The organism is Pseudonocardia sp. TMWB2A (assembly GCF_017312135.1).
The window spans coordinates 2,736,177-2,749,721 of the sequence record NZ_QKQY01000001.1; the positions used below are offsets into that span (position 1 = coordinate 2,736,177).

11 protein-coding genes are annotated in these 13,545 nt (G+C 58.9%); 4 read left to right on the forward strand and 7 right to left on the reverse strand.

Annotated features, from left to right (window positions below; translation table 11 throughout):
• The first annotated feature begins 8 nt into the window (after nucleotides 1-8).
• The gene (locus tag DMP17_RS12780) at nucleotides 9-1,826 is read left to right on the forward strand and encodes a sensor histidine kinase (RefSeq protein ID WP_337829457.1); all 1,818 of its coding nucleotides are present in this window, start codon (nucleotides 9-11) and stop codon (nucleotides 1,824-1,826) included.
• Nucleotides 1,827-1,835: 9 nt separating this feature from the next.
• Here the strand turns inward: DMP17_RS12780 and tgt are convergent, their stop codons facing one another.
• The 5 genes from tgt to hisS all read right to left on the reverse strand — a co-directional run bounded on the left by tgt (nucleotide 1,836) and on the right by hisS (nucleotide 7,736).
• Nucleotides 1,836-3,014: a tRNA guanosine(34) transglycosylase Tgt gene (tgt, locus tag DMP17_RS12785; RefSeq protein ID WP_337829458.1), complete on the reverse strand. Its 1,179-nt coding sequence runs from the start codon at nucleotides 3,012-3,014 to the stop codon at nucleotides 1,836-1,838.
• A gap of 19 nt (nucleotides 3,015-3,033) precedes the next feature.
• On the reverse strand, nucleotides 3,034-3,864 hold the full coding sequence (locus DMP17_RS46390; protein WP_443217862.1) for a DUF4167 domain-containing protein: 831 nt from the start codon (nucleotides 3,862-3,864) through the stop codon (nucleotides 3,034-3,036).
• 332 nt (nucleotides 3,865-4,196) lie between these two features.
• Nucleotides 4,197-5,039, reverse strand: a complete 843-nt coding sequence (gene prmC, locus DMP17_RS12795; protein ID WP_337829460.1) for a peptide chain release factor N(5)-glutamine methyltransferase — start codon at nucleotides 5,037-5,039, stop codon at nucleotides 4,197-4,199.
• Nucleotides 5,036-6,112, reverse strand: coding sequence for a peptide chain release factor 1 (gene prfA / locus DMP17_RS12800; RefSeq protein WP_337829461.1), 1,077 nt, complete (start codon nucleotides 6,110-6,112; stop codon nucleotides 5,036-5,038). The genes prmC and prfA overlap by 4 nt, the downstream gene beginning before the upstream one ends.
• 289 nt (nucleotides 6,113-6,401) lie before the next feature.
• Complete coding sequence (gene hisS, locus DMP17_RS12805) at nucleotides 6,402-7,736, reverse strand: histidine--tRNA ligase (RefSeq protein WP_337829462.1); 1,335 nt, start codon at nucleotides 7,734-7,736, stop codon at nucleotides 6,402-6,404.
• Between the two features lie 53 nt (nucleotides 7,737-7,789).
• Between hisS and DMP17_RS12810 the strand changes: the two genes are divergently transcribed.
• From DMP17_RS12810 to ppa, 3 genes are all read left to right on the forward strand, one after another.
• Nucleotides 7,790-8,452: a DUF1345 domain-containing protein gene (locus DMP17_RS12810; protein WP_337829463.1), complete on the forward strand. Its 663-nt coding sequence runs from the start codon at nucleotides 7,790-7,792 to the stop codon at nucleotides 8,450-8,452.
• Between the two features lie 22 nt (nucleotides 8,453-8,474).
• Nucleotides 8,475-10,391: a M61 family metallopeptidase gene (locus DMP17_RS12815; protein ID WP_337829464.1), complete on the forward strand. Its 1,917-nt coding sequence runs from the start codon at nucleotides 8,475-8,477 to the stop codon at nucleotides 10,389-10,391.
• Between the two features lie 62 nt (nucleotides 10,392-10,453).
• Complete coding sequence (gene ppa, locus DMP17_RS12820) at nucleotides 10,454-11,011, forward strand: inorganic diphosphatase (protein ID WP_337829465.1); 558 nt, start codon at nucleotides 10,454-10,456, stop codon at nucleotides 11,009-11,011.
• Nucleotides 11,012-11,104: 93 nt separating this feature from the next.
• On the opposite strand, the gene lptG is transcribed toward ppa, so the two are convergent.
• Together lptG and lptF are read right to left on the reverse strand one after the other, a co-directional pair.
• Nucleotides 11,105-12,199: an LPS export ABC transporter permease LptG gene (lptG, locus tag DMP17_RS12825; protein WP_337829466.1), complete on the reverse strand. Its 1,095-nt coding sequence runs from the start codon at nucleotides 12,197-12,199 to the stop codon at nucleotides 11,105-11,107.
• Nucleotides 12,199-13,443: an LPS export ABC transporter permease LptF gene (gene lptF, locus DMP17_RS12830; protein WP_337829467.1), complete on the reverse strand. Its 1,245-nt coding sequence runs from the start codon at nucleotides 13,441-13,443 to the stop codon at nucleotides 12,199-12,201. The genes lptG and lptF overlap by 1 nt, the downstream gene beginning before the upstream one ends.
• Nucleotides 13,444-13,545: the final 102 nt, after the last annotated feature.

Here is a 13,545-nt window from a genome sequence, read left to right on the forward strand (position 1 = left end):
AGGGGTAAATGGACGCTCAGCCAACCGAATCCGCTGTTGAGCTCCGCGATGCGCCACTCCCGCCCGATCCCGTCCCGTCGGAAGAGGCTGTAGCGCAGCCTTTTGGTGCGCAGGCCAAATCCGGCAATAACAAGGGCAAGGATAATCTCCGTCCGCCCTATGAGCGGTTGATGGCTTGGTATTACCATATGCCGACGGGCCGCAAATTATTCATTGCCATTCTCATCGCGCTTGCCCCGCTGGCGCTCATCACCTTCATCGCCAATGTGCGCTCGGCCCAATCGGCGGACGAGGAACGGCTTGCGCTGATTTCGGGGGCCAATCGCGATATTGCGCGGCGAATCGCATCTACTTTGGTGACGGATGAAGATATTGTCCGCCGTCCGCTTGAATCCTTCCGGCTGACACCGGCAGGCGAGGGAGACGCGGAAAGCGCGCCATCGGGCACAGCGGCGACGGCGGCACCCGCAACGCCGTCCACCATCCCGGCGCTGGTGCCGACCCGCACCGATTTCCATAGTTTGTGCCAGGATATTAGCCGCGCGCTATCCACCAATAAAAGCGCCGCCCCCGAACTCCATTTGCTCGATGCGCGCAGCGGTGCCCATCTATGCCATGAGTCGCGGTCCGACAGCGATGCGGTGCTATCCACCCTGCCGCGCAGCAAAAACCATCTGGAAATCAGCGAAGATCTGAAATCGGTTATCGACATTTTGCCGGTGACGGACGGCAATGGCACGCCTTTAGTCGCGATGATGGTTTATCCATGGACAATGTTAGAAGAATTGTCGCAGCCCAATACCGAGCTGCCCGACTATAATCTCTATCTGACACAAGGCGACCGCCAGATTGATATTACCACACAGGTCGGCGTGTGGGTGCCGGGCAACAGCCTGTCCGCGACCAGTCCGGTGGGGCGCACGGGGACGACGCTGGAGATTGCCTCGCGGCGCAAATCGGTGTCGGGGACCGACATTATCTCGCTGCTCGCGCCGCTTGGCATGTGGCTTTTGGCAGGGGGCCTTGCATGGTTGCTCGTCAATAAATTGCTGCTGCGGCCCTTGCGCGACATCCAGCGCACTGTTGCACATTACCGCCCCGGTCAACGCTATCGCGCCCAGCCGCGCGGCCCCGGCGTAGCGGCGGAAATCAGCAGTCTTGAGCAGGACATGACCGACCTGTCCGAAATGGTCGCACGCGACAAGCGTGACCTTGCGAGCGGGCTGGAGCGCCAGACCTTGTTGACCCGCGAGGTGCATCACCGCGTCAAAAACAACCTCCAGATTATCGCAAGCCTGCTCAATATCCACAGCCGCGCAGCAGATACGGTCGAGGCGATGGAAACCTACCGGTCGATCCAGCGGCGCGTCGGCGCGCTGTCGGCGGTCCATCGCAACCATTTTGCCGAGCTGGAGGATAATGAAGGCATTGCGCTGCGCCCGCTCCTCAGCGAGCTGGCGGCGGGGCTTAAAGGCAATACGCCGATGGATGCCCATGCTGCGGTCACGGTCGATGCCGCCGCGATGCAGATCCAGCAGGATATTGCGGTGCCGGTGTCGTTCCTCTTCACCGAAATCGGCGAACTTGCGCTGCTCTCCGACCCGACGCAGCCGCTCACCATCCATGTGCATCGCTGCACGGATGAAAGCCATATGGCCGCATTGTCGATCCAGTCCGATGCGTTGAAAGCGGGCGAGAAAGTGACCGGCTTGCTCCACCACCGGTTTGATCGCGTGTTGACCGGATTGTCACGGCAACTGCGCCAAGCACTCGATTATGACGGCGAAAGCGGCACCTTCCATATCCACTTCCCGACGCTTGATTGACGCAGAAACTTACCGTCCGGCGAAATAATCGCGGCGGAAATCAGCTTCAAAGGCGGCAAAGCGTTGGTCGGCAATCGCTGCGCGCATCGCGGCCATCAAATCTTCATAAAAATGGATATTATGTTGGGTCATCAGCATCGCGCCCAGCATTTCGCCCGCTTTCACCAGATGATGGAGATAGGCGCGGCTCCATGTCGTGCATACCGGACAGCCGCAACGCGCATCAAGCGGCCCGCTATCTTCGGCATGTTTGGCATTACGGATATTGAGCGGACCATTCCAAGTGAAGGCCTGCCCGTTGCGGCCCGAGCGCGTCGGCAACACGCAATCGAACATATCAATCCCGCGCGCGACCGCGCCGACGAGGTCGTCGGGCTTGCCGACTCCCATCAGATAGCGCGGCTTGTCGTGCGGCAATTGTGACGGTGCGAAATCGAGACAGGCGAACATCGCCTCCTGCCCTTCGCCCACCGCAAGGCCGCCAACTGCATAGCCGTCAAAACCGATGTCGATGAGCGCGTCCGCCGAGGATTTGCGCAACGCTTCATCGAGCGCGCCCTGCTGGATGCCGAACAAGGCCGCGCGGCTGGCATGGCCTTCATCGCTGTCAAAACCTGCGCGCGAGCGTTTGGCCCAGCGCATCGAGCGTTCCATCGCTTGGGTCTGCTCTTTCGGCGTCGAAGTCGTCGGCACCAGCTCGTCAAACGCCATCACAATGTCGGAGCCGAGCAAACGCTGGATTTCCATCGAGCGTTCGGGCGACAGCATATGGCGCGAGCCGTCGAGGTGGCTTGCAAATACAACGCCTTCTTCCGACCTTTTGGTGAGCGCGGACAGGCTCATCACCTGATAACCGCCGCTGTCGGTCAGAATCGGACGACCCCATCCGGAAAAGGCGTGCAAACCGCCAAGTTTCGCCACCCGCTCCGCACCGGGGCGCAGCATCAGATGATAGGTATTGCCAAGGATAATGTCCGCGCCGGTCGCACGCACTTCGGCGGGGCGCAGGCCCTTGACCGTGCCAGCCGTGCCGACCGGCATGAAAGCAGGCGTGCGGATGTCGCCGCGCTGCATCCGGATGACGCCAGTGCGCGCCTTGCCTTCGGTTGCGTGGATCGCAAAGTCGAAGCGCGGGCGGTCGACGCCTGCTTCAGGCGCGACGCTTGCGCAAGGCGAAGCGGTCGGCATGGTGCGCTACTCCCGGCGATTATCCGTCGGCAGCGTCGGCCGCATCACGCCCAATTGCGTCAGGGCTATTCGTATCAGGGCCAGCCGCAACACTTTCCGCCTTGGGACGTCGGCCCCGGCGCGGGCGCGGGGCAGCGGCAGCTTCATCGCCTTCGCCTGCATCCGAAACGGGCGCAATCGAGGGCGGCAGCAGTGATGCGTCAAGGCCCAGCGGCGCGTCATTCGCGTCATCATGGCCATTGGCAGCGACAGCGGGCTTGCGGCCACGGGGCGCGCGTTCGGTGCGTGCAGGACGTTCGGCGCGATCATTGCGCTCAGTACGTTCGCTACCCCGATCACCGCCACGATCACCACCACGGTCCGCGCGCGGCTGACGGCCACGGCGCGGGCGGTCTTCGGCGCCATCATTGTCGGAAAAGTCGCGATCATCGCGCGTAGCGGGGCCTTCGAGCATCGGCTCGCCTTCGACGCCATGTTCGACGCCTTCAATCTCGCTGCCTTCATTTTCTTCGCGGCCGTTAAAGTCGCGGCCATTGTCGTCGCGCCAATTCTGGCTGCGTTCTTCATGGCGGGCGCGGCGTTCGGCCTGCTGTTCTTCCTGACGCGCGCGCACATCGGCGAGCACGCGGAAATAATGGTCGGCGAATTGCAGATAATATTCGGTCAGGACGCGGTCGCCCTGCATTTGTGCATCGCGCGCCATATTTTTATATTTTTCAAGGAGTTGCGCTGCATTGCCGCGTGCGCGGCTGTCGATACGATTGGCGCTGTCGCCGCCACTCCGGTTATTATTCTGGCGTGGCGAATTGTTGCGACCGCGACGACGGTTGCCTTGACGGTTATTGATCACCGAGCTTCTATCCCTATTGTCAAAAAAGCGTTCAAACCGAAATCATACTTTCCTTATCCGTCCCCCCGGATCGCATGACTTCATGCCAATCCCCGGACGTTTCGGTGTGTGAAACACCCGTATCGGAAATCTTGTGTCCGACGGATATTCCGGCCATCAGCCTTGATTTTATGGCACCGGACTCTTGGGGGAGCCACGGGGCAATCCATCGATGCGCTGTGGGAGCTAAGGGAGGGCGAAGGGGTCAAATCAAGACTACCGGCGCGTCCCTTGAACCAACGCCTTATCCAGTTTGCGCCCGAAAACAAGTAAAAAGCGACTAAAAGCGCGATTTACGCCTTTCTTTTTAGCAAAAGCGCACGATCACGCCCGCCCAGATCATGGAATAAAGTCACGTCAAATCCTTGCGATTCGGCAAGTTTTGTGACGCTCGCCGCCTGCGTCCAGCCGATTTCGAAGATCGCAACGCCCTGCGGCGCGAGCAGATGGTCCAGCACCGGCAGCAATAGGCGATAATCGTCGAGTCCGTCGATTCCGGCAAACAGCGCCTCATGCGGTTCATAGTCCGCGACTTGCGGCATCAATTCTGCCGCAACCTCGATATAAGGTGGATTGCACAGGATAAGGTCAAATGGCCCGCCAATGCCGAGCCACCAATTTTCCTCGGTCCAGTCACGCCGGAACCACATGGTGCGCGGCTCCATGCCGAGGTTTTCGGCATTTTGTTCGGCCAGTTCGCGCGCGAGTGCCGAGCGTTCTACCCCGACGCCAACCGCGCGCGGCCATTCATCGAGCGCGGCGAGCAGCAAGGTGCCGGGGCCGCTTCCGATGTCGAGCATGATGGACGGGCCTTGCGGGCCAAAGTGGCCCACCGCCGCTTCGATCAATGTTTCGGAATCGGCGCGCGGGATGAGGACGCCGGGTTTGACCTTGAGGTCAATCGTCCAGAAAGGCTGATGGCCCAGAATATAGGCCACCGGCTCATACAGCGCGCGCCGTTCGACCATCGGCCAAAAATCTTGCGGTTCGGTAAGATCGCGGCTTTTGAGCAGATAGTCGCTGCGGGTGAGGCCAAGCGCATGGGCCATCAATAATTCGGCATCCAGTTCGGGCGTGTAGCTGATCGGCCCCAGCCGTTCAGCGGCAGCACGGACAGCCTCGCGGGCGGTCCTCACCCTTCCAGCCCGGCCAGACGTTCGGCCTGATCCTGGAAGATCAACGCATCGACCATTTCATCCAAATCCCCCTCCAATATTTCCGGCAAGCGGTGGAGGGTCAGGTTGATGCGATGGTCGGTGACGCGGCCTTGCGGGAAATTATAGGTGCGGATGCGCTCGGAGCGGTCGCCCGAACCCACCATCGACTTGCGCGCGCCCGCTTGTTCGGCGTGGAGCCGCTCGCGTTCCATATCATAAAGCCGCGTCGCCAGCACCTTCATCGCCTTGGCGCGGTTCTTATGCTGCGAGCGTTCATCCTGACAGGTGACGACAAGGCCGGTCGGAATATGGGTGATGCGGATCGCGCTGTCGGTTGTGTTGACATGCTGCCCGCCCGCGCCCGACGAGCGGTAAATATCGACGCGCAGGTCGCTTTCGTTAATGGCGACGTCAACCTCTTCGGCTTCGGGCAACACCGCGACGGTCGCAGCGGACGTATGGATGCGCCCGCCGCTTTCGGTCACGGGCACGCGCTGGACGCGGTGGACGCCGCTTTCAAATTTCAGCCGCGCGAATACGCCGGTGCCTTTGATCGAGGCGACGACTTCTTTGTAGCCGCCGACATCGGCTTCATTGGCCGACATGATTTCAAGCTTCCACCCGCGCGAGGCCGCATATTTTTCATACATACGCAGGAGATCGCCGCCGAACAGCGCCGCTTCATCGCCGCCCGTGCCAGCCCGGATTTCGAGCATGGCGGGGCGGTCATCGGCGGCATCGCGGGGGAGGAGCGAGATAGCGAGGTCGCGTTCGGCTTGGGGCAAACGCTCTTCGATAGCGGCGATTTCTTCCTTGCCCATCGCGACAAGATCGGGGTCGCCGCCGTCCGCCACCATCTCTTGCAAGGAGGCCAATTCCGCGCGCAAATCGCGCACGCCTGCTGCGGCTTTGGCGACCGGTTCCAGTTCGGCATAATCGCGCGAGGCTTTGACAAAGGCGTCGCCATCGAGCGTACCGGACGCCATTTTGGCTTCCAGTTCCTCAAAGCGCGCAATGATGCCGAAGATACGGTCTTCAGAGATGGGGGTCATACGAAGCCCCTCCCGTTTACGGGAGGGGTTGGGGGAGGGGCTGTCCGTCTTCCACCGTGGTCGGCTGATAGCCCCCACCCCACTACGACTAAGAATTTTCGCTGCGCTTCAAATTCATAAGTCTCCGTTGCCCCTCCCCTGAAGGAGGAGGGGCTTAGAGATGCGTCCTCTACCCCGTATGTCGTCACCCCCGCACAGGCGGGGGTCCATCTCCGGACCGGAAGGTTTACCGAAGGGGCATCAGATGGATTCCCGCTTTCGCGGGAATGACGAGGGTAAGATATGACGGTCATCTATCTGAATAAGGAAATAGCGTTAATTCGTTAGCGGAAAGAAGGTTTTCGCTTACGGGAACAACATCAAAACTGGTTATCAAGGCAACTCGCAAGATCGACTCCAACTGTTCAGTGAAATTCCAGTCCGAGCCTAAGCATTTCACGCGTATTTTTGCGACCTCATCATCTTCGGCCATAAAATCGTTGATCGAAAACACAAACTTTGGATTGAGCTTCACTCCCTTGTCAAAGCGCTTCTTGCTAGAACCCGCAGCAACTATTTCAGTTGATACTCCGTTAGAACGTAGCGCTGACGCTAACCAAATACCAATTTCTATGACGGTATCGGATTCTACAACAACCGCTACATCGAGTCCTTTTAAGCGCGGCGCATCAATCAACATCGCCAACCGCTCGATGCCCGCCGCCCAACCAACTGCAGGCGTTGCCGGGCCGCCCAGCGCTTCAATCAACCCGTCATAGCGGCCGCCGCCCAGCACAGTGCCTTGCGCACCAAGCCGGTCGGTGACGAACTCAAACGCGGTGTGGCGGTAATAGTCCATGCCGCGCACCAGTCGCGGGTTGCGCGTCCAAGCGACCCCCGCCGCATCCAGCCCCGCCGTCACCGCGGCAAAATAGGCGCGCGCATCGTCGGTCAGATACGCATCAATGTCGGGCGCGGATTGCGCCACTGGAATGTCGCGCGGGTCTTTGCTGTCCAAAATGCGCAGCGGGTTGCGTGTCAGGCGATCAAGGCTTTCGTCCGAAAGCTGATCCTTATGCGCTTCAAAATGCGCGACCAGCCCCCCGCGCCACGCTTCGCGGCTTTCGGCATCACCAAGCGTATTAAGCTGCAACGTCACGCCATCATCTATGCCCAATTCCTTGAGCAACTGGTCGGCCATGACGAGCAAATCCACGTCCGCCGCCGGTTCCGCCGCGCCGATAATTTCGGCATCAATCTGGTGGAACTGGCGATAGCGGCCCTTTTGCGGGCGCTCGTAACGGAATAGCGGCCCCCAAGTGGAGAGTTTCAGCGGCGCATATTGCTGCCAGCCATTGGTGATGTAAGCGCGGCATAATCCGGCGGTAAATTCGGGGCGCAAGGTCACCGATTCCCCGCCGCGATCTTCGAATGTGTACATTTCTTTGGACACAATATCGGTGGTTTCGCCAAGCGAGCGCGCGAACACGCCGGTCGGCTCGATCACCGGCATTTCGACGCCCTTGAAACCATAAAGCTTGCGCACGCGGTTGAAGGTTTCGACCACATGGGCAAAACGCTCTTGCGCGTCGCCGAAAATATCCTGGGTGCCGCGGATGGGCTGGGGTGTTTGAATCTTGGCCATAGGCGCTGCCCTCTAGTGTAATTCGCCCGACATGGCTAGGGTGCCGCACAGTCATGACAATATCCACAACCAGCGATAAAAAAATCGGCAATCGCATCGCGCCGCCGCGCTTTATCGCTTATGCCATCGGGCTGGCAGCCGCAGGCGGATATGCCACTTTTGGTCCGCATAAGGGAATCGAGGATTTCCTTGTCGGCTTCGATATTGTCACCTTCCTGTTTTTGGCCTCGCTCATCCCGCTTTTCCAAACCGATAACCCGCAGGATATAAGCCGCCATGCGCGCGACAATGACGCCAACCGGATTGCGTTGCTGGTCATCACCATCGGCATTTGCGCGGTGATATTGGGCGCGCTCACCGTGGTGGTGACAGGCGGGAGCGATTATTCCAAAATGCTGGTGGTGGTGACGCTCGCTCTATGCTGGCTGTTCGCCAATAGCGTTTATGCGCTCCATTATGCGCATCTTTATTATTCGCTCGATGATAGGGACGGCTCGGCGGGCAAGTTTGCAGGGGGGCTGGCCATCCCCAGCACCAAAACGCCCGATTATCATGATTTCCTCCATTTTTCGTTGATTTTGGGGATGACTTTCCAGACCGCGGACATCAATATTACCGACAGCAAAATCCGCCGGGTCTCGACTTGGCACTGTCTTGAAGCCTTTGTGTTCAACATCGGCATCATCGCTTTTACCATCAATATGCTCGGCAATTAGACCGGGGCCAACAGGAGAAACCATGCGCATTTTCATCTTATCGCTTTTGCTCGCCACCACCGCCACGCCCATCATGGCGCAGGAAAGCGCGGCTGATTTTGTCTACCCGCAAGCCACCGGGCATAATATTCCCGCGCCCAAGGATGTCGCCTATCCCGGCGTGATGAAACTCAGTGTCGATGCGAGCGATACGACGCGCGGTATTTTTGTGGTCGACCAGTCGATTCCGGTGGCAGCCACCGGCAATGTAACCCTGCTCTTCCCCGCATGGCTCCCCGGCAACCATGCCCCGCGCGGGCAGATTGAAAAGATTGTCGACATCCGCTTTTCGGTCGATGGCAAGCCGGTCCAATGGACGCGCGACAGCCTTGATGTGTTCGCTTTCCATATTCCCGTGCCGGAGGGCGCAAAGAATATCCGCGCGCAGTTCAAATTCGCGTCGGCCACCGTGTCCGACCAAGGACGTATCGTGATGACGCCCGCGATGCTCAACCTGCAACCCAATAGCGTGTCGCTCTATCCGGCGGGCTATTATGTGCGCCAGATCCCTGTCGATATGTCGGTCACCTATCCTGCCGGATGGACGCAGGCCGGTGCGCTGCGTGTGTCTTCGCGCAAGGGCAATACCATCAATTACGAGCGCACCAATTATGAAACTCTCGTGGATTCGCCGATCTTTGCGGGCAAATATTACCGGCAGGACAAGCTTTCGCCGACCGTCACCGCTAACTGGTTTGCTGACGAGGCCAAAGACCTTGCCGCCAAGCCCGAACAGATTGCGATGCACAAAAAGCTGGTCGCCGAAGCCAAGGCCGCGTTCGGGATGGAACATTTCGACCATTATGATTTCCTGACCGCGCTCACCGACGAGATGGGCGGCATTGGGCTTGAACATCATCGCAGCTCGGAAAATGGGGTGAACCCCGGCTATTTCCTTGAATGGGATAAGGGGCCGGGCCGCCGCAACCTGTTGCCGCATGAATATACCCATAGCTGGGCGGGCAAATATCGCCGTCCGGCAGGGCTTGCGACGCCCGATTTCCGCACACCGATGCAGAATAACCTCCTTTGGGCTTATGAAGGCATTGACCAGTTTTACGGCTATGTGCTGGGCGCACGCTCCGGCCTGTTTAGCAAGCAACAGACGCTGGACGCGCTCGCCGCGATTGCCGCCAACCTTGCCGAGCGCAAGGGCCGCAACTGGCGCGCGCTGGAGGACACCACCCACGACCCCATCATCACCGCGCGCCGCCCCAAAGGCTGGGTGTCGATGCAGCGGTCGGAAGATTATTATAATGAAGGACTGGTCGTCTGGCTCGAAGCCGACAGCATCATCCGCGCGCAGTCCAAGGGCAAAAAGTCGATCGACGATTTCGCCAAGATTTTCTACGGCGGCACCCCCGGCGATTACAAGGTCAAACCGTTTGTGTTCGGCGATATTGTGACCGCGCTTAACCAGATCGTGCCTTATGATTGGGCAAGCTTTCTTGACACGCGCATCAACAAGCCCGCGCCGACGCTCAACCTCAACGGCTTCACCAATAATGGCTATCGCCTGACTTATACCGACAAGCAGAATGACTATCTGAAGTCGGTCGAGGACAGCAATCTGGACCTCAGCTATTCGCTCGGCATGACGGTCAACAAGGACGCCAAGGTGACCGCGGTGATGTGGGACAGCCCCGCGTTCCAGAATGGCATCACGGTCGGCACCAAAATCCTGTCTGTGAATGGCCGCGCCTATTCCAAGGAGGCGCTCAAGGACGCGATTACCGCGGTCAAAGGCAGCAAAAACCCCATAAAATTCATCCTGCAAAAGGGCGATTATTATGAAAATTTGGACCTCGCTTATCAGGGCGGACTGCGCTATCCGGTGCTCGAAAAAATTGGAGGGGGCGAGAGCGGGCTTGACCGTCTCTTGAAGCCGCAAACGCCGTAAACATCCCGCGCAAAGAGGATGTAGCGACGCCCGTAAACTATTAGGATAAAGAGACTTATCCCATGAATATCGACAAGATTCCGATCGGGGACAATGTTCCCGACAGCATCAATGTGATCATCGAAGTGCCGGTCGGCGGCGAGCCGGTCAAATATGAATTCGACAAGGAATCGGGCGCGTTGTTCGTCGACCGTATCCTCCACACGCCGATGCGCTACCCCGCCAATTACGGCTTCATCCCGCACACGCTGTCGCCCGATGGCGACCCGCTGGACGCGCTGGTCATCGCCCGCTCGCCCTTCGTGCCGGGATCGGTCGTGCGTGCGCGCCCCATCGGCGTTCTCAACCTTGAAGACGAACATGGCGGCGATGAAAAGCTCATCTGCGTGCCGGTCGATTCGACCTTCCCTTATTATACCGATGTGGGTGAGCGGCAGGATCTGCCCTCGATCGTGCTTGCGCAGATCGAACATTTTTTCACCCATTATAAAGACCTTGAAAAAGAAAAATGGGTCCGCGTCGGCAAATGGGGCGATGCCGAAGACGCCAAGCGCATCCTCTTCAAAGCGATTGAAGACGGCGCCAAGGCCAAGGCTGATAAGGAAGCCGCTGCACAATAAGCCGGGTTATCCCGTTAGACAGATATAAAAACCGCCCCCGGATCACGGCGATCCGGGGGCGGTTTTTTATAGGATAGGGAAGGGGGCTGGCCCTTATTCTTCGGTCCTTAACAATACCAATTCGCCGATAATCGCGAAAAGCAAGAACGGCCCCCACGCGGCGAGCCAAGGCGGGTAGGCGCCCAGATTGCCCATCGCAATCGCGAAATTATCCGCGACAAAATAGGCAAAGCCTAGCGCCATGCCGATAATCGCGCGCACGAACAGCTTGCCTGACCGCGCAAGGCCGAAGGCTGCGACCGCGCCGAGCAAGGGCATCAGCACTGCGGATAACGGCCCGGACAATTTATGCCATAATGTGCCTTCCAGCGCGGCGGTCGGGCGGCCTGCGACCTTCAACTGGTTGATCGCATGTTTGAGCGGGAAGAAGGACAGATTATCGCCGTCAATATTGGCGAGCGTAAATTGTTCGGGGCTGACCCCTTTGGCCGCCTCAATCGTGCCAAGCTTGGTGCTGACGCCGGTTCTGGTGTCAAAGCGGGTCGCATCGACAATGCGCCAGCCATCGGGCAACGAGCGCGCGGTTTGCGCGGTAATCAGGCTGTTCAATGCGCCTTCGGTGCGGTTGTAGATGGTGATGTCGCTCAAGGTGATATTGGGTGCAACCCCGCGCACCACGCCCGCATGAACCAGATTGCTGTCATGGCGGATCCACACATTGGTTTTATAGCCGGGGTCGGGCGGGATTGTGCCATAATCGACCTTTTGCCACACATCGAGCGCGGCATTGGCGCGCGCCACCACCCGCTCGTTAAAGGCGAAGGAAATGAGCGCGACAATCGCGCCGCACAGGATGAGCGGGGCCAGAATCTGGTGCGCGGACATCCCCGCCGCTTTCATCGACACCACTTCGCTATTCTGATTCAAGGTGATGAACGTCACCAACGTGCCGAGCAGCACCGAAAAGGGCAGGAAACGCGACACAAGCTGCGGCACACGCAGCCCCATATATTTCATCAGTTCGGGCGTGCCATTACCCGGCACAGCGAAAATCTTGCCCGATTCGCCGAGCAGGTCGAGCGCGAGCAGCACGACGACCAACAGCGCCATAATCGCGAAGGTGCGGATCATGAACGCCTTGCCGACATACCAGGCCATAGTGGGCGAAGGGAATAAGGGCACGCGCATCAGGCGGTTTCTTCCTCGTCAAGCGGTTGCACCGCGGCGGGCACCCATTTGCGATGGCCGCGCATCCAGCCTTTGATCGCCTTGCCCATTTTGGCAAAGACGACTTCGAGCGCGCCGATCGGCTGGCCGCCCGGCACAAAGGCAAGCGTGCGGAACATCCACCAGCATAAAGCGGCAAACAGGGTGAACGGCACCCATAGCGCAAGGATGGCAGGCACCTTGCCCTGCGCGCCCAAACTCAGGCCATATTCGTTAATCTTATGCTGCGTCACCAGCAGCACAATCGACAGGAAAACGCCGAGCGCCGATGTCGAGCGCTTGGGCGGGACCGCGAGCGATACCGCGAGCAGCGGAATGAGGAACATACTCACAATTTCGACCACGCGATAATGGAATTGCGCGCGGCTTTCCAATCGGGTTGCGGTCGAAACCGTGTCATCGCGGCCGACCTTGATAAGTTCGGGGAGCGTGCGCTCCTTGTCCGCGTCCGCAGCGCCCCGTTGCCGGAAGGCTTCGATTTTCGGGAGCGGGATCGGCACGTCATAGCCTTTGAACGACAAAACGCGCGGTTTTTCGAATTTGGGCGAATCATGGATGAGGACGCCATCGGTAAGCCGCAGGATGATCGTATCGGGATCATCGGTCGCCATGAATTTACCGGCGCTCGCGGTCGCTGCGACCGATTCTTCCTTGCTATTTTGCGCGCGGATGAAGATGCCGCGCAATTCGCGCCCGCCATCGCGGCTCTCTTCGATGCGCATCGTCATATTCTTGCCAAAATTGGTGAATTCACCCACTTTGATCGACGCGCCGAGCGCGCCCTGACGCAGCTCGAAGCGGATGCCTTCATAGGCATAGCGCGCATAAGGCTGGATATAGCCGACCAGCGCGAGGTTCACGAGCGCGAGCGCAATCGCATACATATAAGGGACTTTGAGAAGGCGCGGATAGCCTTGGCCGACAGCCTGGAAAACGTCCAGTTCCGACGATGTGGCGAGCTTTCTGAAGGCGAGCAGGATACCCATCATCAGCGCAATCGGGATGCCCAATGTCATATATTCGGGCAGCATATTAGCGAGCATCCGCCAGACGACGCTCACCGGACCGCCTTCATTCACGACGAAATCGAACAGGCGCAGCATCTTGTCGAGAACGAACAACATGATCGCCACCACCAGCGTCCCCACCAACGGCATCAGGATCAGCTTTGCGATATAACGGTCAGTGGCGGTTAGCAGTTTCAAGTTTCTGTCGTTCCATGACCATGATTTGGCCGCAAATGATTCCGATACAAGGACAAGGCAAACAGGGCAAAGCCATGCCCGCTTTGGTTATGCGCAGCATCT